Raw genomic sequence first — 24,673 nt, 5'->3', positions numbered from 1 at the left:
TCGCCTCCCGGACCGGTCCGCCGCCCGCGGGGATGTAGGCGGCGGTGTCCCCCAGCCCACTGGATCCAGTACAGCGGGCCGACCCACGCAGATTCATGGAAGCGCTCCCCCGGTGGCCGGAGAAGAGCGCACGGGCGGGCGCACGGCCACACAGCGGGAGCACGCTGCAACCGTCCGTACTTCCGTACGGACCACAATCTCGCCATCCGGAACTATGCCTCTTAACGCTTGGGATGCGGCGAACTACGCTGGGTTTACGAATGCCGCGTGGTTATGCCAACGCGGCAGCCGTCTGTGTCGAGGGGTGGCGCAATGTCCAGGGAGCAACGCGGGCCGAACGAAAAACTCGGCGCCGTTCTCGCCCTCGCGGGAATCAGCAACGCAGGACTCGCGCGACGCGTCAACGACCTTGGCGCTCAACGCGGGTTGACTCTTCGCTACGACAAGACGTCGGTGGCGCGCTGGGTGTCGAAGGGAATGGTGCCGCAGGGCGCCGCGCCGCACCTCATCGCGGCCGCCATCGGCCAGAAGCTCGGCCGCCCGGTGCCGCTCCACGAGATCGGCCTGGCGGACGCGGATCCCGCACCCGAGGTGGGCCTCGCCTTCCCCCGTGACGTCGGCCAGGCGGTGCGGTCGGCCACGGAGCTCTACCGTCTCGACCTCGCCGGACGCCGGGCCGGCTCCGGCGGCATCTGGCAGTCGCTGGCCGGATCGTTCGCAGTGAGCGCATACGCAACGCCTGCCTCACGCTGGCTGATAACCCCGGCCGACAGTTCGGTGGCGCGCGACGCGAACCCCGGGGAGGGCTCCGGAGCACCGCTGAAAGTCGGCCACAGCGATGTGCAGAAGCTCCGCGAGGCCGCCGAGGACGCCCGGCGCTGGGACTCCAAGTACGGGGGCGGTGACTGGCGTTCCTCCATGGTGCCCGAGTGCCTGAGGGTGGAGGCGGCGCCGCTGCTGCTCGGCTCGTACTCCGACGAGGTGGGCAGGGCCCTCTTCGGAGCCAGCGCCGAACTCACCCGCCTCGCCGGGTGGATGGCCTTCGACACCGGCCAACAGGAGGCGGCCCAGCGCTACTACATCCAGGCGCTGCGCCTCGCCCGAGCGGCCGCCGACGTGCCTCTCGGGGGCTACGTACTGGCCTCGATGTCCCTCCAGGCGACCTACCGCGGCTTCGGCGACGAGGGCGTCGACCTCGCCCAGGCCGCCCTGGAGCGCAACCGCGGGCTCGCGACGGCCCGCACCATGAGCTTCTTCCGGCTCGTCGAGGCACGCGCGCACGCACGCGCGGGTGACGCCCAGGCGGCCGGCGCCGCGCTGAAGGCGGCCGAGGGCTGGCTGGAGCGCTCCCGCGACGGCGACCACGATCCGTCCTGGCTCGGCTTCTATTCCTACGACCGCTTCGCCGCCGACGCGGCGGAGTGCTACCGCGACCTGAAGGCACCACGCCAGGTCCGCCGCTTCACGGAGCAGGCACTGTCGAAGCCGACGGAGGAGTTCGTACGCTCGCACGGACTGCGTCTGGTCGTCTCGGCGGTCGCCGAGCTCGAATCGGGCAATCTGGACGCGGCATGCGAGCAGGGCGTGCGGGCGGTGGAGGTCGCCGGGCGCATTTCCTCGGCGCGCACCACCGAGTACGTGAAGGATCTCCTGCACCGCCTGGAGCCGTACGGCGACGAGCCGCGCGTGGTGGAGCTGCGGGAGCGCGCCAGGCCACTGCTGATGGCTCCTGCCTGAGCCGCGTGATCTTCGGGGACCTCCCGGGTTTGAGGGCATTGTCAGTGGCGCAGTGCACTATCGAAGCCGGGAGGTGGAACAGGTGCTGGAGAAAGTCGCGTACGACTGCGATGTCCTGGTGATCGGCGGCGGGATCGTCGGCCTGTCGACGGCGTATGCGATCACGCGTGCCGCGCCGGGCACGCGCGTGATGGTGCTGGAGAAGGAGCAGGGCCCGGCCCGCCACCAGACGGGGCGCAACAGCGGTGTCATCCACAGTGGTGTCTATTACCGCCCGGGCTCCCTGAAGGCGCGGTTCGCGGTGCGGGGCGCCGCCGAGATGGTCAAGTTCTGTGCGGAGTACGACATCCCGCACGCCGTCACGGGCAAGCTGATCGTCGCCACGGAGCGCGCCGAGCTGCCCCGGCTGCACGGACTCGTCCAGCGCGGCCGGGAGAACGGGATTCCGGTCCGGGAGCTGGGGGCCGCCCAGATCGCGGAGTACGAGCCGGAGGTCCGCGGCCTCGCCGCCATCCACGTCGGCACGACCGGCATCTGCGACTTCGTCGCCGTGGCCCGGCAGCTCGCCGAGTCCTCCGGGGCGGAGATCCGCTACGGCGCGGAGGTCGTCCGGATCGACCGGCGCCCTTCGCTCGGCGTCGCCGTCCGTACGGCCGACGGGGCAGTCGTCCGCGCGCGCGTGCTGGTCAACTGCGCGGGCCTGCACTGTGACGCGATCGCCCGGCTCGCGGGCGACGACCCGGGCATGCGGATCGTCCCCTTCCGCGGTGAGTACTACTCACTCACCCGCCCAGAGCTGGTCCGCGGTCTCGTCTACCCGGTGCCCGACCCGGCCTTCCCCTTCCTCGGGGTGCATCTCACCCGGGGCATCGACGGGGGTGTGCACGTCGGTCCCAACGCGGTGCCCGCGCTCGCCCGGGAGGGATACGGGTGGGGGACCGTACGACCCCGGGAGCTGGGCGGGACGCTCGCGTGGCCCGGCTCCTGGCGGATAGCCCGCCGTCACTGGCGCTACGGCGCCGGGGAGCTGCGGCGGTCACTGTCGAAGCCGGCGTTCACCGACGCGGTGCGGAGGCTGCTGCCGGCGATCACCTCGGACGACCTTGTCCCCGCCCCCGCCGGGGTGCGGGCGCAGGCCGTCCTGCGCGACGGCACGCTGGTCGACGACTTCCTCATCCGAGAGGGCCCCCGCACGGTCCACGTCCTCAACGCGCCGTCCCCCGCCGCCACAGCCTCCCTCCCCATCGGCCGAGAGGTAGCCACCCGAGCCCTCACCGCCCTCTCCACCTGACCCGGGCCGGGGGACAGGCAAACCCCGGTCACCCCTAGTTGCCGTGTCACCCGGCGTAGGTGCTGGCCGGGGGTGGGTCACGCAACTCGGCGCTATCGAGGCGCCGCCTGCGCCCACCCGTGCCGCCCCAGCGGCACGATTGCCCGCAGGGAGGACGGACCGCCGCCCCCGGCGCCACGCGAACCCCCACGCACCCGCAGTCGCGGACGCACGGAAGGGGCCGTGCCGGTACGTTCCTGCCCGTCGCGTAGCAGACCGCCCGCCAAGTCCCGCCATTTGTCACCCCCGGGCAGTACGCCCACGCGGCGACGGGCAGAACGTACCGGCACGGCCCCGACCCACCCACCGCACCCCTGCGAACGGCGCCCCCGCCAGGAAACCGTAAAATCGACCCACTGTGTCTGACTCCCACATCACCCGCGCCAAGGGCGAGCCCCGCTTCCCCGACGGCCCCGCGCCCGACCCCGCCGGTTCCCACTTCGAGCGCCGGATCCGTAGTTTCCAGCCCCGCCGAAGCCGGGTGACCGCCGGCCAGGCAGAGGCGTTGCAGCGACTGTGGCCCAAGTGGGGCCTGGACATCGACGGGCAGCGGCAGCTGAACCTCGCGGAGCTGTTCGGCACCGACCACCCCGTAGTCCTGGAAATCGGCTTCGGCATGGGCGAAGCCACCGCGCAGATGGCAGCCGAGGCCCCGGACACCGGCATCCTCGCCGTCGACGTCCACACCCCCGGCCAGGGCAACCTGCTGAACCTCGCGGAGCGAGAAGGCCTGTCGAACGTCCGCGTGGCCAACGGCGACGCGATCATCCTGCTCCGGGAGATGCTCACCCCGGACTCCCTCGACGGCCTGCGCGTCTACTTCCCCGACCCCTGGCCCAAGAAGCGGCACCACAAGCGCCGTCTCATCCAGCCGGAGTTCCTGGACCTCGCGGCAACCCGCCTGAAGCCGGGCGCCGTAGTGCACTGCGCGACGGACTGGGAGCCGTACGCCGAGCAGATGCTCGAGGTGCTGACCGAGCACCCGGAGTTCGAGAACACCCAGCCGGACGGCGGTTACGCGCCACGTCCGGACTTCCGGCCGCTGACCCGTTTCGAGGGCCAGGGGCTGGACAAGGGACATGTGGTGCACGACCTGCTGTTCCGCCGACTCCCGCACGGGGACAGACACTCGGACCAGGCCTAGCAGCACACCGCACCACACAGCACCGCACCGCATCGCACCCACACTCGAATCAGCGCGAATCAGGCCGAGGACCAGCCCCCGCACCCGTCGGCGACCCCACGCACCGTCGCGGACGGCGCCCTTCCCTCGTTAGGGTCGATGCCGTGGCCACCCGTTCCCCGTATCCGCCGCACCCGCCGCACCCCACCGGCCCGGCCGAGGGTGGACGGCGGCACGCGCACTGGTGGCAGCGCCGCTGGGTGAGGTACGGCGCGCTGATCACGCTGCTCGCGCTCTCCGGCCTGGTGATCCTGGCCCTGGTCCGCGAACAGACGGGAACCGAGGGCTTCCTGGTGGGCCTCGGCCTCGCCGTGCTGCCCGTCCCGCTGCTGATGGCCGCGTTCCGCTGGCTGGACCGCGTGGAGCCGGGCCCCTGGCGCAACCTGCTCTTCTCCTTCGCCTGGGGCGCCTGCGCGGCGGCGCTGATAGCGATCGTCGCCAACAGTTTCGCGACGAGATGGATAGCGACGGCGACCGCCGACCCGACCAGCGCGGACACACTGGGCGCGACGGTGATAGCGCCGATAGTCGAGGAGTCCGCGAAGGCGGCCGCCGTGCTTCTGATCTTCCTCTTCCGCAGACGGGACTTCACGGGGATCGTCGACGGGGTGGTCATAGCCGGCGTCACGGCGACCGGCTTCGCCTTCACCGAGAACATCCTCTATCTCGGCAACGCCTTCGGCACCGACCAGCTCAGCGGCGACCGCGGCCTGGCCTCGGTGACCGCCGCGACCTTCTTCGTACGCGTGGTGATGTCGCCCTTCGCGCACCCGCTGTTCACCGTGCTGACCGGCATCGGCTTCGGCATCGCGGCACTGTCGGCGGACCGCCAGCACGCACGCCGCGTCCTCCTCCCCCTCTCCGGACTGCTGCTCGCGATGGGCATGCACGCGGTGTGGAACGGCTCGTCGACGTTCGGGGAGTACGGCTTCTTCGCGGTCTACGCCGCGTTCATGGTGCCCGCGTTCGGGCTGCTCACCTGGCTGGTCATCTGGACGCGGCAGCGCGAGCTGAAGACGGTGCGCTCCGAGCTTCCGGCGTACGCCGTCGCCGGGTGGCTGACCGCGCCGGAGCCGTTCGCCCTCGCCTCGATGCGGGCGCGGCGGCTGGCCCGCGAGTACGCCACGCACCACTTCGGCAAGGCCGCGGCCCGCTCGGTCGCGGAGTACGAGGCGTACGCGACCTCGCTCGCGTTCCTACGGCACCGGGGGCGCCGTGGCCGCGCGGGCGCCGACTTCGTCGTACGGGAACGGGAGCTGCTCGACGAGCTGTGGCGGCGCCGCGAGGTGGCCCGCCCCGCACTGGCGTACGCGGCGGTGGCGGCGGCTCCTGGCGCTCAGCCGCCACCGCAGCAACCGTGGCCGGTGTACGGATACGCCCCGGCGTACGGGTACGGCCCGACGGCGCCGTACCCCACGTACGCCTCGCACAACTACACCGACCCGAACCCGTACAACCCGTACCGCTCGTAGCCCCTACCCGCTAAGACCCCCAACGCGGACCACGCAGACCACACGCACCACCCCCACCACCCCCACCACTCCGACTACGCGGACTACGCGGAAGCCTCCGAAAGCAGCCCCAGCTCCCCCTCCGTCAGAACAAGGTCGGCCACGCCCAGCAGTGCGGGCAGCTGCTCGACCGTCCGGGCCGAGGCGATGGGCGCCGCGACGGTCGGCCGGGCGGCGAGCCAGGCGAGGGCGACGGTGGCCACCGGAACGTCGTGCGCCTCGGCGACGGCGTCCAGGGCACCGAGTACCCGCACCCCCCGCTCGGAGCCGAGGTGCTTGCCAGCGCCCGCGGCGCGCGGGGAGTCGACGGTCGCCCCCGGCCGGTACTTGCCGGTCAGGAATCCGGAGGCGAGGGCGTAGTAGGGGACGGCGGCCAGGCCCTCCTGGGAGGCGATGTCCTGCAGCTCGCCCTCGTAGGTGTCGCGCGAGACGAGGTTGTAGTGCGGCTGGAGCGCCACGTACCGGGCGAGGCCCTCGCGGTCGGAGAACTCCAGGGAGGCCCGGAGCCGCTCGGGCGAGATGTTGGAGGCGGCGATCGCCCGCACCTTGCCCGCCTTCACCAGCTCGTCGAGCGCGCCGACGATCTCCTCGACCGGCACTTCCGGCTTGTCGAAGTGGGTGTAGTAGAGGTCGATGTAGTCGGTGCCCAGGCGGCGCAGGGAGGCGTCCGCGGCGGCCTTGATGTTGTCGCCGGACAGGCCAGGGAAGTCGGGGTGCTGGCTGACCTTGGTGGCGATGACGACATCGGCGCGGTTGCCGCGCGCCTTCACCCAGTTGCCGATGATGGTCTCGGACTCGCCGCCGGAGTTGCCGGCGACCCACGCCGAGTACGAGTCGGCGGTGTCGACGAAGTTGCCGCCCGCGGCGGCGTACGCGTCGAGGACGGCGAAGGACTGCGCCTCGTCGGCGGTCCAGCCGAACACGTTGCCGCCGAGGGCGAGCGGGAAGACCTGGAGATCTGACGAACCGAGCTTGCGAAGAGAAGTCATGGTCCTCTTCAACACCCACTCCGGAAGCCGCTATTCCGGGCTTCCGGAGCCGGGGCGGGCGTCAGGGATTGATTCCCTTGCTGTGCAGCCAGGCCATCGGGTCGATGCCGGTGGCCTGACCGTCCGGGTGGACCTCCAGGTGGACGTGCGGCCCGGTGACGTTGCCCGTGGCGCCCACGCGCCCGATCACGTCACCGGTGGCGACCTTCTGCCCGACGCTCACGCTGATCGACGACTGGTGGCAGAACCACAGCTCCGTGCCGTCGTCGAGGGTGAGGATCGTGCGGTAGCCGTACGCGCCGGCCCAGCCCGCCTCGGTGATCGTGCCGGAGTGGATGGCCTTGATGAGGGTGCCCGTGGGCGCCGCGAAGTCGAGGCCCGTGTGGTAGCCGGAGGACCACATGGAACCGGCCTGGCCGAAGGTTCCGGTGATCGTGTACGAGGAGGTGGGCAGCGCATAGCTCTTGGCGAGCTCGGCGAGACGCGCCGCCTCGGCCTTCGCCTTGGCTGCCAGCTCCGCCTTCTTCTTGGCGGCGGCCTCCTTGGCCTCGGCCTCGCCCTGCTGCTTGGCGGCGAGCGTGACGGCCTGCTTCGCGGCGGCGGCCTCGGCGGCCTCCTGGGCGGCGGTGTCGACCTGGTCCTGCTGCGACTCGGCCTGCTGCATGATGCGGGCGCGCAGGGCCTCGCCCGCGTCGCTGGTGCCCTGTGCGGCGTCGGTGGTGGTCAGGCCGGCGCTGGTGAGGGGGGTGGCGGAGCCCTTCGCCGGGGTGTCGGTGCCGTCCGAGATCAGCGCCTTGGCCGACTCGGTGACGGACGACAGGTCAGGCATCGATATGGACACCGGGGGCTTGCCGGTCTGCGCGGTGGCCATGCCGCCCGCGCCGACGGCGGCGATGACGCCGACGCCCAGAACGGTGGAGCTGCGGGCGAGTCCGCCGCCGCGCTGCTTGCCTACGCGATGCCGGCCGCGCACGGGACGAGTGGACTCCGCGGTGGGGTTCCACTCCTCCCAGGGGCCCTCGTCGCCGCTCGGGCCGTAGCCGAAGGTGTCGCTGTGCTTCTCATTCGGCGCGAACGAGGTTGCCTGGGCAGGCCGGTTGGACGCCACGTGGGCGCGCTCCTTTCCTTCCTTCTCGCCTACCGGGTTAGCTGACGGGTTCGGAGCAGGAAGGTCTCCTACGCGCGTATACCCACCGTGCTGCCACGGCGGAGGACGAGCGATTCACCCCAAGTTGGTGGTTCCCCGGTTCCCTTGCGGGATTCGGCGCGTGCGCACGGAGCCATCTCTTGTGACGGCTGGGACGACCGCGCTGCGTTATCGAACGTTAATAGACGCGGGCACCTGATTCCAAGCTGTTCGGACTGATCGTTAACGCTTCTGGCCAGGACTTACAGGACATGACCGGTTCATATCGGGCGAGTTGACCGCACCCCCTCAACACCAGTTCAGTTGACGGTGTGTCAGTTGTTATGCGGAGGGGCGTCACGCGATCACCCCTCGTAACAACGATCAAGAAACCGGATTGCACACCACCGGTCCCGATCCCTATCCCGGTCCCCATGCCGGTCCCGGTCGCACTCCGGGCCGCCGCACCGCGAGCAGCGCCATGTCGTCGGTGGCGCCGCCGCCCGTGTGCCGACGTACTTCCTCGGCAAGCGCGTTGACCAGTTCCCCCGGCCCGCCGAACACCCGCCCGGCGAGCCGCGCCGCCGGATCGTAGAAGTTCCCGCGCGCGTCACGGGCCTCGGACAGCCCATCCGTATGGAAGAGGAGCATGGCCCCGCTAGGGAAGACCACCTCCTCGATGCCGTCGGGCCAACTGCCCAACTCCCCCATCCCGAGCGGCAGTGCGGGCTCCCGGGCGACGAGCTCGCACAGGGCCCCGTCCTCGTGCAGAAGCAGCGGCGAGGGGTGGCCGCGGTTGACGATCCGCACGAAGCCGCCATCACCGCCGCTGCGCTCACCTTCGGCTTCGCCGTCGCCGTGCGGGATCTCGGCGAGTACGGCGGTGGTGAACCCCTCGAAGGCGTCCGGGCCTTGGCGCCGGGCGCCCTCGCGCGCGAGGGCCCGCTCCAGCCGCTGCGCGACCGCCCCCAGCGTCGGCTCGTGCTCGGCCGCCTCCCGGAACGCCCCGATGACGACGGCGACGGCGGCCACCGCCCCCATCCCCTTCCCCCGTACGTCGCCCACGATCAGCCGTACACCGTGCGGGGAGTCCTGCACCGCGTACAGATCGCCGCCGATGAAGGCGTCGGCCTGCGCGGCCGCGTAGAGGGCCGCGACCTCCAGTCCCTCGATCCGCTCGGCGGGCTCGGGCAGGACGGCGCGCTGCGCTGCCTCGGCGATCTCCCGGGCCGAGGCCAGCCGGGCGTCGCTGCGGCGGACGAGGATGTTGATGAGGACGGCCAGGAAGCCGACCACCGCGATGGTGACGATCTCGGTGATCGCCTCGACGCCGTTGAGGACGTCCAGTTCGACGTGGATCGCGAGGACGGCGGCGAGTCCGACGACACCGGTGAGCACCGTGCCGCGCAGCGAGTAGAGGGGCGCGGCGACGAGTGGGGCGGCGGTGAAGAAGGGGGCTGCGGTGTACCCCGACGGCGTGAAGTACTCGTAGCAGCTTCCGACGACGATGAGCAGCACGGGGAGCGTCCGGACGAGGCTCCGCGCGCACGAGATGGGCCGCGCGTGCGCCCCGGCCCGGCCGTGCGTCCGCCGACCGTGCGGCCCTTCGGGCCTCCGCGCACCTCCTCGATGCCCCACTCGTCCAGATTTCCCGCAGCGACGGCGGCGGGCGACCGGTGTGGCCCGACCGGGGGAAAGCCCGAACCCTGAAACGGACCCCGGAAAGAACCCGGACCCCGGAAAGAGCCCGGACCCCGGAAAGTACCCCGAGACACACCTAGGGCCCGGAACCATTGGTTCCGGGCCCTAGGCCTTCAGTAGCGGGGACAGGATTTGAACCTGCGACCTCTGGGTTATGAGCCCAGCGAGCTACCGAGCTGCTCCACCCCGCGTCGTTGAAATCAGTGTACGCCATTCGCAGGGCCCGAAGCACACCGGTTTACGCGCCCCCCCGAACGGGGCATACGGGCCCCTCAGCCGACCGGATTCTTCGCGTGCGTGAGCGTCTCCCAGGCGACGAAGAGGTCGTCCGTTCCGGCGGGCCGGGACTGCTCGGCGAGCCGGTGCGCGGCGGGCACGTGGACGTCGAGCCGGTCCTCCAGGTGGTTGAGCGCGACCTCCACGTCGGGCCCCATGTTCCGGTCGACCTTGCCGCCGCACAGCCACGCGGGCGCGGCCTCGCCGAGCTGGTAGCGGGCGTGCAGGTCGAGCGCGGCCTTCAGGCGGTCCTTGACTCCGCTGTAGAGGTCGACGCCCTGGTGCCAGGCCGTCTCGGCGATGTGCGCGGTGGCGGCGAGCGAGTAGCCGACGTGCTTGAAGTTGCGGCAGGTCTCCTGCGCGACCCCGTTCATGTACCGCTTCTGCCCGAACCAGTACGTGGTCATCTTCTGCGGGGTGTCGATGGTGCTGCCGACCGGGCTGAGCGGCACCTTCCCGTCCTTCTCCATATAGAAGTAGGCGGGCACGCGGTCACGGAATCTCTGCAGAGCGGCGTCGAAGGCCTTGTGGTCGTCGAGGAAGACGGCGATGCCGATGGCGGCGTCGGTCATGGCGAGGTCCCAGTTGCCGTTGAAGTCCGGGACCTTCCTGGTGACTTCGGGGAGGTAGGCGGTGCGCAGCATGGTCTCGAACCGCCGCACGCGGTCGGCCGTCCAGCCCGCCCCCGGCGCATACCGCACGACCTCGGCGGCCCGCGCCCAGGTCGATCCCGCCCAGGCGGTCTGCAGCCCGGCGTCCTCCCCGGTGTGCCGCTTCATCTTGGCCGACCAGGCGTCCATGATCTCTCTGGCCTTGACGGCGTGCTCCTGCTTGCCGGTGATGGTGAAGAGCAGGCCCTGTGTGTACGCGGCGATCGCGTCCTGCCGCTCCTCGACACAGCCGTGCGCGGGCTTGCCGCCCCAGGGGCAGTCGACGTTCTCGTACGGCTCGGCCTGGTACTTGTACGACCCGTACTTGCTGTCCCGCATGGCGAGGAACGCCCCGAGCCAGGGCTGCTTCCCCGCGTTGACGTGCTTGCGTACGGCGCCGAGCTGCTCTTTGCTCACCAGCACGCCGGGGTGCGCGAACCCGGCGTCCCTGGGCCGCGCCCGCGCCGCCGTCCGCGTCTGCGGCGAGGACACCCCGCACGAGGCGACCAGCCCCACGAGCAGGGGTGCCGCCAGCACCGCCGTCACACGCCGCCCCAGTGAACCCATCGCCACAACCTCCGAGTCGCCTTCTCAGAGCCTGACCCGGGGCCGGTCGCGGCGCAGGATCTCTTAGCCCGACCGGGAAAGGGGTGGTCGGGGCTATCCGAGGAGGTGCCGATTGGGCGCCTTCGCCCGCTCCTCGTACTCCGGAAGTACGACCACGACCGCGCCCTCCGCCTCCAGGAGCCCGTTCCCGTCGGCCCCGGCGACGAACGTGTCCGGCTCGCGCCACGCGGTGACCACCCGCCGTACCCCGGCGTCGAGGATGAGCCGCGCACACGGCGCCGGCCGGGAGGCCCGCCGGGCGCAGGGCTCCAGGCTGCTGTAGACCGTGGCGCCCGCGAGCCTGGGATCGGCGGGGTCGAGCTTGGCGAGGGCCGCCTCCTCGGCGTGCACGACGGGGTCGTCGCCCTCGCGCGAGTGCCCCCGGGCCAGCTCGGTCCCGTCGGCCGCGACGACCACCGCGCCCACGCTGAACGCGGTCTCGGACGGCGGGCACAGCGCTGCCAGTTCGCAGGCGAGCGCCAGCCAGTGCCGGTCGGCGGCCGAGGGCCCGCTCCCGGCGCCGGGGGCGGTGGGCTCGTACCGCATCAGCACCACGTCCCCGAGGGGGCGTGTCTCCACGAGCCGCAGCCGCCCGCCCTGGTAGGGGCCGGGCCCGAAGAGCCGGGGCGCGGTCGTCTCCCCCACGAACAGCGGCGCGAGGACTAGCTGAAGTTCGTCGGCGAGCGCCTCCCGCAGGAGCTGGGTGTGGATGGTCCCGCCGCCCTCGACCATGAGCCGCCGTACGCCGCGCACGTCGTGCAGGTGCTCCAGCAGGGCGTGCCAGTCCAGCTCGGGCCCGAGCGGTACGACGTCGGCGGCGACGCCGGCCGCCGCCAGCCGCTCGGCGCCCTTGTCCGTCGTATAGACGATCTTCTCCCCGCCGGTGTGCCAGAAGTTGGCGTCCGGGTCCAGGTCACCGGAGGCGCTGACGGTGACCTTGAGCGGGTATGCGGGCTTGCCGGCGGCGACGCGGGCGGCCCGCCGCTCGGCCGAGTTGACCAGCAGCCGGGGGTTGTCGGCACGGATGGTCCCCGCGCCGACCAGGATCGCGTCGACGGATGCCCGCACCTCGTCGACCCGGTCGAAGTCGGCGGGGCTGGAGAGCAGCAGGCGCTCGGGGCCGGTGTCGTCGAGAAAGCCGTCGAGGGAGACGGCGGCGGACAGCAGGACGTACGGGTGGGGCATCGACGCGCTCTCCTCGGGACGGCGGGATCCGCTCGGGCGATCCTGGAACGGCGGACTTGGTTCAAGTTTGAAACAAACCTACACTGGCCGCATGACGACCCGCTGGCTCACCCCTGCCGAACAACGCGCCTGGCGCTCGTACATTTCCGCCTCCTCGCTCCTGGAGGACACCATCGACCGGCAGCTCCAGGCGGAGGCGGGCATGCCCCACCTTTACTACTCCGTCCTGGCCATGCTCTCCGAAGCGCCGGACCGGCGGCTGCGCATGACCGATCTCGCCGAGCTGCTGAAGATCACCCGCAGCCGGCTGACGTACGCGGTGTCGCGGCTGGAGAACGACGGCGCCGTACGCCGTGAGGGCTGCCCCAGCGACAAGCGCGGCAGCATCGCGGTCCTCACGGACGAGGGCATGTCGCTGCTGGAGCGGTCCGCGCCCGGACATGCGGAGACGGTACGTGCGGCGGTCTTCGACCATCTGACCCCCGAGCAGGTGGGTCAGCTGGAGGAGATCTGCACGAGCATCACGCGGGCGATCCAGGGCGAAGAATCCGGGGCGCAGCGGGAAGAACTGCCGTGGCGGCGGCGTTCGAGTACACAGTGAGGCGCGAGCCTCGTCAGTGAGGCCCGAGCCTCGTGAGCCGCGAGACACATAAAACCCGTTGCTTGAACTTTAAAGCACCGTGTACTGTCTCCCTCCGAGGATGTGCTTCAAATCTGAAGCACCAACCCGCTGGACCGGAGAGACAACATGCGCGACTTCCCCACCGCCACGGTGCGCACCCGCGTCCCCGTGCCCCTGCGCTTCGGAGACGGCTACTCGATCGACGCGCAGCTGGTCACCTTCCACGGCCTCACCGACGGTCAGGAGCACCTCGCGGTGATCCTGGGCGAGCCCGGGCCGAACCCTCTGGTCCGGCTGCACTCCGAGTGCCTGACGGGCGACGTCTTCGGCTCGGCCCGCTGCGACTGCGGCCCGCAGCTGCGCGAGGCGGTGGAGCAGATAGCCGAGCGCGGTGGCGTCCTCCTCTACCTCCGCCAGGAGGGCCGCGGAATCGGCCTCTACAACAAGCTCGACGCGTACGCCCTCCAGGACGAGGGCCTCGACACCTACGCAGCCAACGCCGCCCTCGGCCTCCCCGAGGACGCCCGCGACTACACGGCGGCGGCGCAGATGCTCCAGGCCCTCGGCATCGACACCCTGGACCTGCTCTCGAACAACCCCGACAAGGCCGGCCAACTCCGCGACCTGGGCCTCACGGTCGCCCACCGCGTCCCGACGGGCGTCTTCACCACGGCCCACAACGTCCGCTACCTCCGCGCGAAGGTCCTCCAGACCCAGCACACGCTGCCGCTGCCGGAACTCACGGCGGGCTGACACGGGCCCGTACCCCGATCGGCTGATCCGTCGACTGCCCCGGCGTCCCGGTCAAGGATCGTCGAACAGGCCCGGGGGCCGACGGGTTCTCGGTTCCCCACCGGAGACCGGGCTCGTGACGTCACGTCAGGAGAAGCGGGCCCGTGGACGCAACGGCCCAGAGTTCCCCAGCCTTGGCCGCTCTCGTCGCCGAAGCAGGACGGCGAAACGCCCCGACCCACCGAGGTGGTCCGGGGCGTTGCGCCGTGCGGAGGATGTTCCTCCGCCCTGTGCGCGGTAGACCCTGTGGGACTCGAACCCACAACCAATGGATTAAAAGTCCACTGCTCTGCCAATTGAGCTAAGGGTCCACGCGCCGACCATCAGTGATGCAGCAGGCCGACGCGACACCGGCTCGCGCCGATGCATCCCCGAGCATAGCCGGACGAGGCCGGGACTCCGATCGGGTATCGGTGACCCGGCCACGCCAAAAGCGCGCAAGGTTACGGATCTACCGGTTCGGGTGCGCCCTTGCGTGCCGCCTCACGGGCGATCGTGCGTTCGTGGTCGGGGTTGAGGAACCAGTGCCGGGCCGAGGCCAGCCACCAGGTCGCGGCGAATCCGAGGACGGCGAGGACGGCGACCGGGGCGTAGTTGAAGGTCTCCCAGGTGACCGGCGAGAGCTGCGGCAGCATGAACAGGACGGTGATCACGCCGACCCAGCCGACCGAGACGATCCCGATCGGCCGGGACCAGCGGCCCAGGTGCCAGGGTCCCCGCGCGAAGTCGTCGCCCTTCCGCAGCCGCAGCAACGTCGGGATGACGTACGCGACGTAGAGGCCGATCACCGCGATCGAGGTCACGGCCGCGTACGCCGTGTAGTTGATGAGGTACGGCAGACCGAGCACCAGCGCCGACAGGGCCGCCAGCCACACCGCCGCGACCGGCGTCCGGGTGCGCGGGCTGACCGTGTGCCACAGGTGTGAGAACGGCAGCGCTCCGTCACGCGAAAAGGCGTAGATCATGCGGGAGTTGGCGGTCACAGAGGCCATGCCGCAGAAGAGCTGCGCGCCGATGACGACGAGCAGCAGGAGTTTGCCCGCCGTCGCCCCGAGCGCGTCGAGCAGGATCTGCGCGGGCGGCGCGCCGGTCGCCGAGCCCAGCTCCTTGTCGTACGACTGGATGGCGTAGGTGAAGCCGAGGAGCAGCACGAAGCCGGCGATCCACGAGGTCCAGATCGACTGCACGATCCCCTTGGGGCCCGCCGTGGACGCGTCGTGCGTCTCCTCGGTCATATGGGCGGAGGCGTCGTACCCGGTGAAGGTGTACTGCGCCATCAGCAGGCCGATGAGGACGACGTAGACCCCGCTGCCCCAGCCCGTGTTGTTCACGAAGTGCGTGAAGACGAAGCTCGTCGACTGGTGCTGGTCGGGGACGAACGCGAGCGCGCCGACGATCACTCCCACGCCCAGCACGTGCCACCACACGCTGACGCTGTTGAGGAGGGCGACGATCCGCACCCCGAAGGTGTTCAGCAGCCCGTGCAGCACCAGGATCCCGGCGAACAGCAGGATCGTGCGGACGGGCGTCACATGGAAGTCGAACTGGAGGTTCAGGTAGGCGCCCAGGAACGACGCCGCACCGAAGTCGATGCCGGCGGTCACCGCGACCTGGCCGAGGACGTTGAACCAGCCCGTGAACCAGGCCCAGGCCGCGGCCGTACGGGAGGGCGCGAGCCGGTGCGCCCAGAAGTACAGCCCGGCGGAGGTCGGGTAGGCCGAACAGATCTCGGCCATGGACAGCCCGACGAACAGGGTCATCAGGCCGACCGCGACCCAGCCCCAGGTGATCACCGCGGGACCGCCGGTGTTCATCCCGAACAGGTAGAGCGTCAGGCAGCCCGACAGCACCGAGATGATGGTGAAGGAAACCGCGTAGTTGGAGAACGCCGACATGCGGCGGGCGAGAACCTGCGTGTAGCCGAGCTGGGCCAGCCGTTCTTCATCAGACAGCCCACTCACTATGGCGTCATCTGTCATGTCCCCAGCGATTCCCTCGCCGAGGGCACGACATGCGCCAACTGCCCGGCCGATTGGCCAAAAAGGGCTGTGGCCCCCACCCGAGCGGGTGGGGGCCACAGCCCTTATGTCACTTGCTGCTCACCGGAGCTGCTCGATCAGCCGTTGCGCTTCCAGCGCGGCTTGTCGTCACGGCGGGCGCCGAAGGAGCCGGTGCCCGTTCCGGTGCCGGTGGTGCGGTGGTCGTCACGACGGCCGGTGGGGCGGTCGTGGCCGCCGGAGCGGAAGCCGCCGCCCGCGGGGCGGTCGCCCTGACGGTCGCGGTTGAAGGGACGGTCGCTGCCCCGGTGACCGCCACGCTCGTCGCGGCGCTCGAAGGGACGGCCACCGCCGGTGCGGTCGTCGCGGCGGAAGCCGGGACGGTCGTTGTCGCGACGCTCGAAGGAACGGCCACCACGGTCGTCACGGTCACGGTTGAACCCACCGCGCTCGCCGCCACGGTCGCCACGGCTGTCACGGTTGTTGAAGCCACCGCGGTCGTCACGACGGTCGTTGTCCCGACGGAACCCGGGGCGGTCGTTGTCGCGGCGGAAGCCGGGACGGTCGTTGTCACGACGCTCGAAGGAACGGCCTCCACGGTCGTCACGACGGTCGTTGTCGCGGCGGAACCCGCCGCGCTCGCCGTCACGACGCTCGAAGGAACGGCCACCACGGTCGTCACGGTCACGGTTGAACCCACCGCGCTCGCCGCCACGGCTGTCACGGCGCTCGTAGTTGCCCCGCTCGTCGCGGCGCTGACGCGGCTGGTCGTACGAGGAACGCTCGGCAGGCTGCTCGGCCACCTCGGCCTCGGCCTCGACGGCCTTCTCGGCGGCGGCCTCCGCGGCGGCGGCGACGGCCGCCTCCGGGTCCTCGCCACGCTCGCGCGCCGCACGCGCGGTCAGCCGGTCGGCCTCCTCGCGCAGCTCGACGGCACGACGCTGCGCGCGCTCCAGCTGCTTGGTGAGGTCCTTGACGTCACGCTCGGCCATCTGCGCCGAGTTGCCCGCGGACTCGGCCTGGACCTCGGTCATCGAACGGGCACCGGTGATCTCGGCGACCTCGGGCTCGAAGGCCGTACCGGAGTTGATGATGTGACGCCCGGCGTCGACGCCCGCGTCCTCCATCAGCCGGAAGATCTGGCGGCGCTGGTGCGGCAGCGACAGCGACACGACGGTGCCGGAGCGACCGGCTCGGGCCGTACGGCCCGAGCGGTGCAGGTAGTCCTTGTGGTCGCCGGCGGGGTCGACGTTCAGCACCAGGTCGATGCCGTCGACGTGGATACCGCGCGCGGCGACGTCGGTGGCGACGAGGGCGTTGACGTAGCCCTTCTTGAAGTCCTCGAGCACTCGGGTACGCGCACCCTGCGTCATACCGCCGTGCAGCGCGTCCGCCTTCACGCCCGCCTCGACGAGCTGCTCGGCAATGCGGTCCGCGCCCAGCTGGGTGCGGACGAAGATGATCGTGCGGCCCTTGCGGGAAGCGATCGCGGCGGTGACCGGCGCCTTGTCCTTGGGCTTCACGATGAGGATGTGGTGCGACATCGTCGTGACGTTGCCCTGGGCGCTGTCGACCTCGTGCGTGACCGGGTTGGTCAGGTAGCGCTTGACCAGCGTGGAGATCTCGTTCTCCATCGTGGCGGAGAACAGCATGCGCTGGCCGCCGCCCGGGATCTGGTCGAGCAGCTCGGTGACCTCGGGCAGGAAGCCCAGGTCGGACATCTGGTCGGCCTCGTCGAGGACGGCGACCTGGACGTTCTCCAGGGAGCAGGCGCCGCGGCTGATGATGTCGCGCAGGCGGCCCGGGGTGGCGACGAGGACGTCGACGCCGCGCTCGAGGGCGTAGATCTGGTTGCCCATGGACGTACCGCCGCAGACGACCTTCATCTTCAGGCCGAGGACGTCGCCGTACGGCTGCAGGGCGTCCGCGACCTGCATCGCGAGCTCACGGGTCGGCGTGAGGATGACGGCGCGGGGCTTCTTCTTCTCGGTGTGCCCACCGGCCAGCGCGGCCAGGGTCGGCAGACCGAACGAGAGCGTCTTGCCCGAGCCTGTACGACCGCGGCCGAGGATGTCCTTGCCGGCCAGGGCGTCCGGGATGGTGGCCGCCTGGATCGGGAAGGGGCTGGTCACGCCGTTCTGCGCGAGCTTGCGGACGACGCCCTCGGGGAGACCGAGGTCGGAGAAGGTGAGCTCGGGAGCGGACTCCACGGTCTCCACGGTCTCGACGACCTCTGCGGGGTTCTCGTCGTTGTTCTCGGGCACGACGATGTGATCAGTACTGGAAACAGACATGCGAAATGCGAACCTTCCGGAGTTCTCGGCACGCGCCCGTAACTCCGTGAATTCGCAATCGACCGCCTCAATGCGGTCCGGCCACGGCAGGGGAGAGTACGCGCCACACGCGGCGCTCTCTGCAATGGCGCCGGGCAAATGGGATCAAACGATCTACCACCATACGCACCCACCCCCCCATGAGGCAAACTGACCCCCATATCCCCAGGTCAGCCCCCTCCGACGCCCCCGCGCCGAGCCCCCAAACCCCGGCGACACCCCGCATTTCCACGGCTCCACGAACCGCGGAGCGAGCAGGCAAACCCCGACCGCCCTCTGTGCCTTTGGTCACGCGTGGGTGGTGCCCCGCGAGCCCCCACGCACCCGCAGACGCGCATGCGCGGAAGGGGCCGTGCCGGTACATCAAATGCCCGTCGCGTACGTGGTCACAGGCAAAGTCGAGCCATCCCGGCACACAGAAGTGACCACGTACGCGACGGGCGGATGCACCGGCACGGCCCCGACCCCCCACCGGCACCCGGCGCACCACGAACGGCGCCCGGCCAGCGAACGACGCCCCGCGAAAGGCGCCCACGCCAGCGTCACGCGCCCCCGCCAGCAGAAGGCGCAGGCTCCCGCTCCACCAACTGCGACTGCGCGACCTGCTCATGAGCCGAAGACGACGGCTCGGCCGTCGGGGCAGGATCGGACGGCGTCGGCGGATCAACCGGCGCGGTAGGCGTAGGCGCCGGATCCGTATGCGTGGGCGTCGGCTCCCCCTTCGTAGGCACAGGCGGCTCCACACCACCCCCGCCCTTCCCTCCGCCGCCGCCTCCACCCTTGCCATCCTTCGGCCCAGGCTTGGCGGACGCCTTCGCACCCCCGCCCGCGGAGGCCGAAGCAGACGCGGACGCGGACCCGGACTCCGAAGACCCCGGCTCCGGCGACCCGTGCCGCTTCGCCGCCGCCCCGCCCCGCACACCCGACCCGCCACCACCCACCACGGTGCCCCCGTCCGGCGCTGCCCCACCCCGCTGCCCCGCCGAGTGGGACGGCCCGGGCCGGCTCCCGTCGTCACCGACGCTCATGCAGCCGGCGGCCGCGGCGACGGCCATGACCGTGGCGGCGAGACGGACGGGTACGTACAAGGCGCGCACGGGCAGCCACCTCCGGCGGGGGTTCGGGGAGTCCCCCTGTCCAACTCCCGCCGCCCACAAGAAGACACGCGCACGCCTCGACCCGAACAGGAGACCGCTCCTACCCCCCGAAGCCAACCCCGATCCCGGACCCGGATCCGACCCCGCCCGGCAACCTCACCCGTACCCGAGCGCATGCAGCCGAGCGTCATCGATCCCGAAGTGATGAGCGATCTCGTGCACCACGGTCACCTCGGTCTCGGCGACCACGTCCTCGCGCGTGTCGCACATCCGCAGCGTGGGCCCCCGGTAGATCGTGATCCGGTCCGGCAGGACACCGGCGTACCACTCCCCGCGATCCGTCAGCGGAGTCCCCTCGTACAGACCGAGCAGCTCGGGATCCTCGGCCGGTGGTTCGTCCTCGACGAACACCGCCACGTTGTCCATGAGCCGCGTCAGCTCCGGCGGAATCCGGTCGAGCGCCTCGGCGACCAGTTCCTCGAACTCCTCACGCGTCATCTCCAGCACACGGCCATTGTCAGCCACGGCGCCAGAAACGGCGGCCGGGCCCGAAGCCCACTCCCCGACCAGTACCGAGCCCTTCCTGACCAGCACCGAAATCAAACCAGTCAGATCCAGCCCATATCCGCCCGATACCCGTCGGGCATCCACCGCATATCCACCATCCGATTTGGGCATACGGGACCAATGGCCCGCGTCCCCGCTGCCGTCCTGCACCGCATACGCACCCTCCCCCGCTCAGCCCCCCGCGCCCTGTCCCGCCACTACCGCGCCCGCCGCACGCACCCGGTCACCGAACTCGTCCACCAACCGCACCCGTACACCAGAGCCCTCGGCCTGATGGCCGTCGTCCTGCTCGGCGCCTGGCTCGGCCTGCTGATCGTGGGCAACGTACGCGTCCCGGTGGGCCCCATGAACACCACGATGACCCTGCGCCCCTCCGTCGCCGGCGGCACGAAGATCAACGTCGCCCCGCTCGGAGCACTGGAACTGCGCAGCCACGTAGCGCCCTTCCGCCTGGACGTGGACGTCGACCGGCTCGACCCGGCCCGCGCCCAGGCCCTGGTGGACCACCCGGAGCGGATCTCGGGCCTCCAGGACGAAGTCGCGCACGACGTGGAGCACGGCACGCTCGACCTGGCCGTAAGGTCCTGCGTGGCGGTCGTCTCCGGCGCCACGGCACTCGGTCTGGCGGTCTACCGCCGCCCGCGCCGCGCCCTGGCCGCCGGCGGCCTGGCCCTGGCCCTGCTCGCGGCCTCGGGGGCGACGGCGTACGCCACCTGGAACCCCAAGTCGGTCCTGGAGCCGAGGTTCTCCGGCCTCCTCTCCTCCGCCCCGTCCCTGGTCGGCAACGCACGCAACATCGTCACCGAATTCGACGTCTACCAGCAGGAGTTGGCGCGCCTGGTGACGAACGTGACGAAGCTGTACGACGTCACGTCCACGCTCCCGACCTACGAACCGGACCCGACCACGATCCGAGTCCTGCACGTCTCCGACATCCACCTCAACCCGGCGAGCTGGAAAATCATCGCTTCGCTCGTGAAGCAGTACGACATCAACGTGATCGTCGACTCCGGCGACACCATGGACCACGGCACCGCGGCCGAGAACGGCTTCCTGGACCCGATCGCCGACCTGGGAGCCCCGTACGTCTGGGTCCGAGGCAACCACGACAGCCAGATCACCCAACGCTATCTGGAACGCATGAAGAACGTGCACGTGCTGGACGAGGGCAGGGCCGTCTCGGTCGCCGGCCTGCGCTTCGCGGGCGTCGGCGACCCGCAGTACACCCCCGATCGTGCGATCAAGCCGGGCGGGAATCCCGTGGAGGAGATGGCCGGCGCACAGCTGGCGTCGGCCATCCGCGACCAGGCGGCGGCGGGCACCCCCGTCGACATCGCCATCGCGCACGAGCCGTCGGCGGCCCGCGAGACGGACGGCACGGTGCCCATGGTTCTGGCGGGCCATCTGCACCACGAGGAGATGGAGGTCATGAAACAGGGGACCCGGCTGCGCATCGAGGGCTCGACGGGCGGCAGCGGCCTGCGCGCCGTCGAGGGCAAGTACCCGGACCCGATCGAGGCCTCGATCCTCTACGTGAACCGGGACACCCGGCGCCTCCAGGCCTGGGACGAGATCCGGCTGGGCGGCCTGGGCCTGACAACGGCCGAGGTCAGCCGCCACCTCCCGAAGGAGAACCAGCCCGGCGCGACCCCCTCGCCGGCACCCAAGCCGACCCCGTCCCCGTAAACCGTTTTGGCGATACCGCCCGCCATCCCATATGCTTCCTACGTCCCCGACGCGCCGCAAGGCGCCCAGGCGGGCCGATAGCCCTCATCGTCTAGCGGCCTAGGACGCCGCCCTTTCAAGGCGGTAGCACGGGTTCGAATCCCGTTGGGGGCACCAGTAATTTGCGTTGCATTAACCCACTTCCTCCGGAAGTGGGTTTTTTGTGCTGCCGTGAGCCCTGGACCGAACGGTGAACGCGAACGACCGCACGGTGAACGCGAAGAAGCCCCAACACCCGGATATGTACCCGGAGTTGGGGCTTCTTCTTAAAATTTGTTCGGCGGCGTCCTACTCTCCCACAGGGTCCCCCCTGCAGTACCATCGGCGCTGTGAGGCTTAGCTTCCGGGTTCGGAATGTAACCGGGCGTTTCCCTCACGCTATGACCACCGAAACACTGTGAAATTGTGAACCAGTTGCCTCGACTCCCTGTGGCCCAGGGAGGAGGCATGTCGTTCGTTATTTCAGAACTGACACAGTGGACGCGAGCAACTGAGGACAAGCCCTCGGCCTATTAGTACCAGTCACCTCCAGCGGTTGCCCGCCTTCCAGATCTGGCCTATCAACCCAGTCGTCTACTGGGAGCCTTAACCCCTCAAAGGGGGTGGGAATACTCATCTCGAAGCAGGCTTCCCGCTTAGATGCTTTCAGCGGTTATCCCTCCCGAACGTAGCCAACCAGCCATGCCCTTGGCAGGACAACTGGCACACCAGAGGTTCGTCCGTCCCGGTCCTCTCGTACTAGGGACAGCCCTTCTCAATATTCCTACGCGCACAGCGGATAGGGACCGAACTGTCTCACGACGTTCTAAACCCAGCTCGCGTACCGCTTTAATGGGCGAACAGCCCAACCCTTGGGACCGACTCCAGCCCCAGGATGCGACGAGCCGACATCGAGGTGCCAAACCATCCCGTCGATATGGACTCTTGGGGAAGATCAGCCTGTTATCCCCGGGGTACCTTTTATCCGTTGAGCGACGGCGCTTCCACAAGCCACCGCCGGATCACTAGTCCCGACTTTCGTCCCTGCTCGACCCGTCGGTCTCACAGTCAAGCTCCCTTGTGCACTTACACTCAACACCTGATTGCCAACCAGGCTGAGGGAACCTTTGGGCGCCTCCGTTACTCTTTAGGAGGCAACCGCCCCAGTTAAACTACCCATCAGACACTGTCCCTGATCCGGATCACGGACCCAGGTTAGACATCCAGCACGACCAGACTGGTATTTCAACGACGACTCCACCATGGCTGGCGCCATGACTTCACAGTCTCCCAGCTATCCTACACAAGCCGAACCGAACACCAATATCAAACTGTAGTAAAGGTCCCGGGGTCTTTCCGTCCTGCTGCGCGAAACGAGCATCTTTACTCGTAGTGCAATTTCACCGGGCCTATGGTTGAGACAGTCGAGAAGTCGTTACGCCATTCGTGCAGGTCGGAACTTACCCGACAAGGAATTTCGCTACCTTAGGATGGTTATAGTTACCACCGCCGTTTACTGGCGCTTAAGTTCTCAGCTTCGCACACCCGAAAGTGCACTAACCGGTCCCCTTAACGTTCCAGCACCGGGCAGGCGTCAGTCCGTATACATCGCCTTACGGCTTCGCACGGACCTGTGTTTTTAGTAAACAGTCGCTTCTCGCTGGTCTCTGCGGCCACCCCCAGCTCAGAGAGTAAATCTCGTCACCGGTGATGGCCCCCCTTCTCCCGAAGTTACGGGGGCATTTTGCCGAGTTCCTTAACCATAGTTCACCCGAACGCCTCGGTATTCTCTACCTGACCACCTGAGTCGGTTTAGGGTACGGGCCGCCATGAAACTCGCTAGAGGCTTTTCTCGACAGCATAGGATCATCCACTTCACCACAATCGGCTCGGCATCAGGTCTCACCCACATGTCATCCGGATTTGCCTAGATGACGGGCTACACCCTTACCCCGGGACAACCACCGCCCGGGCTGGACTACCTTCCTGCGTCACCCCATCACTCACCTACTACAGGTCTGGTCCGTCGGCTCCACCACTCCCCTTTGCCCGAAGGCTCCGGGGCGGCTTCACGGACTTAGCATCGCCTGGTTCGATGTTTGACGCTTCACAGCGGGTACCGGAATATCAACCGGTTATCCATCGACTACGCCTGTCGGCCTCGCCTTAGGTCCCGACTTACCCTGGGCAGATCAGCTTGACCCAGGAACCCTTAGTCAATCGGCGCACACGTTTCTCACGTGTGTATCGCTACTCATGCCTGCATTCTCACTCGTGAACCGTCCACCACTAGCTTCCGCTGCGGCTTCACCCGGCACACGACGCTCCCCTACCCATCCCAGCAGGCGTTGGCCCTATTACTGGAATGACACGACTTCGGCGGTACGCTTGAGCCCCGCTACATTGTCGGCGCGGAATCACTAGACCAGTGAGCTATTACGCACTCTTTCAAGGGTGGCTGCTTCTAAGCCAACCTCCTGGTTGTCTGTGCGACTCCACATCCTTTCCCACTTAGCGTACGCTTAGGGGCCTTAGTCGATGCTCTGGGCTGTTTCCCTCTCGACCATGGAGCTTATCCCCCACAGTCTCACTGCCGTGCTCTCACTTACCGGCATTCGGAGTTTGGCTAAGGTCAGTAACCCGGTAGGGCCCATCGCCTATCCAGTGCTCTACCTCCGGCAAGAAACACACGACGCTGCACCTAAATGCATTTCGGGGAGAACCAGCTATCACGGAGTTTGATTGGCCTTTCACCCCTAACCACAGGTCATCCCCCAGGTTTTCAACCCTGGTGGGTTCGGTCCTCCACGACCTCTTACAGCCGCTTCAACCTGCCCATGGCTAGATCACTCCGCTTCGGGTCTTGAGCGCGCTACTAAACCGCCCTATTCGGACTCGCTTTCGCTACGGCTTCCCCACACGGGTTAACCTCGCAACACACCGCAAACTCGCAGGCTCATTCTTCAAAAGGCACGCAGTCACGAGAGTGCATGCAAGCATGCACTCCGACGCTCCCACGGCTTGTAGGCACACGGTTTCAGGTACTATTTCACTCCGCTCCCGCGGTACTTTTCACCATTCCCTCACGGTACTATCCGCTATCGGTCACCAGGGAATATTTAGGCTTAGCGGGTGGTCCCGCCAGATTCACACGGGATTTCTCGGGCCCCGTGCTACTTGGGTGTCTCTCAAACGAGCCGCTGATGTTTCGACTACGGGGGTCTTACCCTCTACGCCGGACCTTTCGCATGTCCTTCGCCTACATCA

Annotated in this window: 15 protein-coding genes, 3 tRNA genes, 2 rRNA genes and 1 riboswitch (1 of these 21 only partly in view); of the genes, 8 read left to right on the top strand and 12 right to left on the bottom strand. The window is 69.1% G+C overall.

All coding sequences use genetic code 11. The features are described 5' to 3' along the window. Positions 1-312 precede the first annotated feature (312 nt). The 4 genes from AB5J56_RS24060 to AB5J56_RS24045 all read left to right on the top strand — a co-directional run bounded on the left by AB5J56_RS24060 (position 313) and on the right by AB5J56_RS24045 (position 5,722). Entirely contained in the window at positions 313-1,737 is a 1,425-nt protein-coding gene (locus tag AB5J56_RS24060) for an MFS transporter (protein ID WP_369234826.1), read from the top strand. A gap of 73 nt (positions 1,738-1,810) precedes the next feature. Then, entirely contained in the window at positions 1,811-3,028 is a 1,218-nt protein-coding gene (gene lhgO, locus AB5J56_RS24055; RefSeq protein ID WP_369242735.1) for an L-2-hydroxyglutarate oxidase, read from the top strand. A 397-nt stretch (positions 3,029-3,425) separates the two neighbouring features. Beyond that, positions 3,426-4,211, top strand: coding sequence for a tRNA (guanosine(46)-N7)-methyltransferase TrmB (gene trmB, locus AB5J56_RS24050; protein ID WP_369234825.1), 786 nt, complete (start codon positions 3,426-3,428; stop codon positions 4,209-4,211). A 143-nt stretch (positions 4,212-4,354) separates the two neighbouring features. After that, positions 4,355-5,722 carry a PrsW family intramembrane metalloprotease gene (locus tag AB5J56_RS24045; RefSeq protein ID WP_369234824.1) on the top strand — a complete coding sequence of 456 codons (1,368 nt, stop codon included), beginning with the start codon at positions 4,355-4,357 and terminating at the stop codon, positions 5,720-5,722. Between the two features lie 83 nt (positions 5,723-5,805). Here the strand turns inward: AB5J56_RS24045 and AB5J56_RS24040 are convergent, their stop codons facing one another. The 6 genes from AB5J56_RS24040 to AB5J56_RS24015 form a co-directional block, all read right to left on the bottom strand. Then, positions 5,806-6,750 (bottom strand): aldo/keto reductase, encoded by a 945-nt coding sequence (locus AB5J56_RS24040; RefSeq protein WP_369234823.1) that lies wholly within the window; start codon positions 6,748-6,750, stop codon positions 5,806-5,808. Positions 6,751-6,811: 61 nt separating this feature from the next. Beyond that, positions 6,812-7,858, bottom strand: coding sequence for a M23 family metallopeptidase (locus AB5J56_RS24035; RefSeq protein ID WP_369234822.1), 1,047 nt, complete (start codon positions 7,856-7,858; stop codon positions 6,812-6,814). 11 nt (positions 7,859-7,869) lie between these two features. After that, a riboswitch (cyclic di-AMP (ydaO/yuaA leader) is annotated at positions 7,870-8,027 on the bottom strand. Positions 8,028-8,296: 269 nt separating this feature from the next. Next, entirely contained in the window at positions 8,297-9,430 is a 1,134-nt protein-coding gene (locus AB5J56_RS24030; RefSeq protein ID WP_369242733.1) for a PP2C family protein-serine/threonine phosphatase, read from the bottom strand. A 264-nt stretch (positions 9,431-9,694) separates the two neighbouring features. Continuing rightward, a tRNA-Met gene (locus tag AB5J56_RS24025) sits at positions 9,695-9,768 on the bottom strand. A gap of 81 nt (positions 9,769-9,849) precedes the next feature. Next, on the bottom strand, positions 9,850-11,070 hold the full coding sequence (locus AB5J56_RS24020; protein WP_369234821.1) for an alginate lyase family protein: 1,221 nt from the start codon (positions 11,068-11,070) through the stop codon (positions 9,850-9,852). Between the two features lie 93 nt (positions 11,071-11,163). Further along, positions 11,164-12,294, bottom strand: coding sequence for a dihydrofolate reductase family protein (locus AB5J56_RS24015; RefSeq protein WP_369234820.1), 1,131 nt, complete (start codon positions 12,292-12,294; stop codon positions 11,164-11,166). 91 nt (positions 12,295-12,385) lie between these two features. Between AB5J56_RS24015 and AB5J56_RS24010 the strand changes: the two genes are divergently transcribed. Both AB5J56_RS24010 and ribA read left to right on the top strand, forming a co-directional pair. Then, positions 12,386-12,895: a MarR family winged helix-turn-helix transcriptional regulator gene (locus AB5J56_RS24010; protein WP_369234819.1), complete on the top strand. Its 510-nt coding sequence runs from the start codon at positions 12,386-12,388 to the stop codon at positions 12,893-12,895. 147 nt (positions 12,896-13,042) lie between these two features. After that, entirely contained in the window at positions 13,043-13,669 is a 627-nt protein-coding gene (gene ribA, locus AB5J56_RS24005) for a GTP cyclohydrolase II (protein ID WP_369234818.1), read from the top strand. Positions 13,670-13,946: 277 nt separating this feature from the next. Here the strand turns inward: ribA and AB5J56_RS24000 are convergent. The 4 genes from AB5J56_RS24000 to AB5J56_RS23985 all read right to left on the bottom strand — a co-directional run bounded on the left by AB5J56_RS24000 (position 13,947) and on the right by AB5J56_RS23985 (position 19,642). Beyond that, positions 13,947-14,019 (bottom strand) — tRNA-Lys (locus AB5J56_RS24000). A gap of 132 nt (positions 14,020-14,151) precedes the next feature. Continuing rightward, positions 14,152-15,687 (bottom strand): amino acid permease, encoded by a 1,536-nt coding sequence (locus AB5J56_RS23995; RefSeq protein WP_369234817.1) that lies wholly within the window; start codon positions 15,685-15,687, stop codon positions 14,152-14,154. Positions 15,688-15,824: 137 nt separating this feature from the next. Next, complete coding sequence (locus AB5J56_RS23990) at positions 15,825-17,999, bottom strand: DEAD/DEAH box helicase (RefSeq protein ID WP_369234816.1); 2,175 nt, start codon at positions 17,997-17,999, stop codon at positions 15,825-15,827. Positions 18,000-19,291: 1,292 nt separating this feature from the next. Beyond that, a complete protein-coding gene (locus tag AB5J56_RS23985) occupies positions 19,292-19,642 on the bottom strand; it encodes a metallopeptidase family protein (protein ID WP_369234815.1) in 351 nt (116 codons plus the stop codon). A gap of 180 nt (positions 19,643-19,822) precedes the next feature. Here AB5J56_RS23985 and AB5J56_RS23980 point away from each other — a divergent pair, with 180 nt between their 5' ends. Further along, positions 19,823-21,388: a metallophosphoesterase gene (locus AB5J56_RS23980; RefSeq protein ID WP_369234814.1), complete on the top strand. Its 1,566-nt coding sequence runs from the start codon at positions 19,823-19,825 to the stop codon at positions 21,386-21,388. 80 nt (positions 21,389-21,468) lie between these two features. After that, a tRNA-Glu gene (locus AB5J56_RS23975) sits at positions 21,469-21,544 on the top strand. Between the two features lie 158 nt (positions 21,545-21,702). On the opposite strand, the gene rrf is transcribed toward AB5J56_RS23975, so the two are convergent. Continuing rightward, positions 21,703-21,819: ribosomal RNA gene (gene rrf / locus AB5J56_RS23970) — 5S ribosomal RNA — on the bottom strand. Positions 21,820-21,919: 100 nt separating this feature from the next. Then, positions 21,920-24,673 (bottom strand): 23S ribosomal RNA (locus AB5J56_RS23965); it runs 369 nt beyond the window's last position.

The organism is Streptomyces sp. R21, from assembly GCF_041051975.1.
Classification (GTDB): Bacteria; Actinomycetota; Actinomycetes; order Streptomycetales; family Streptomycetaceae; genus Streptomyces.
The sequence above is the reverse complement of the archived record's forward strand: the minus strand, read 5'-3'. Positions and strand labels throughout refer to the sequence as shown.

Coding starts and splice junctions, on each gene's coding strand:
- AB5J56_RS24020 (WP_369234821.1), bottom strand. CDS start 11,070: ATGGGTTCACTGGGGCGGCGTGTGACGGCGGTGCTGGCGGCACCCCTG.
- AB5J56_RS24010 (WP_369234819.1), top strand. CDS start 12,386: ATGACGACCCGCTGGCTCACCCCTGCCGAACAACGCGCCTGGCGCTCG.
- AB5J56_RS24060 (WP_369234826.1), top strand. CDS start 313: ATGTCCAGGGAGCAACGCGGGCCGAACGAAAAACTCGGCGCCGTTCTC.
- ribA (WP_369234818.1), top strand. CDS start 13,043: ATGCGCGACTTCCCCACCGCCACGGTGCGCACCCGCGTCCCCGTGCCC.
- AB5J56_RS23980 (WP_369234814.1), top strand. CDS start 19,823: ATGGCCCGCGTCCCCGCTGCCGTCCTGCACCGCATACGCACCCTCCCC.
- AB5J56_RS23990 (WP_369234816.1), bottom strand. CDS start 17,999: ATGTCTGTTTCCAGTACTGATCACATCGTCGTGCCCGAGAACAACGAC.
- AB5J56_RS24015 (WP_369234820.1), bottom strand. CDS start 12,294: ATGCCCCACCCGTACGTCCTGCTGTCCGCCGCCGTCTCCCTCGACGGC.
- AB5J56_RS23995 (WP_369234817.1), bottom strand. CDS start 15,687: ATGACAGATGACGCCATAGTGAGTGGGCTGTCTGATGAAGAACGGCTG.
- AB5J56_RS24040 (WP_369234823.1), bottom strand. CDS start 6,750: ATGACTTCTCTTCGCAAGCTCGGTTCGTCAGATCTCCAGGTCTTCCCG.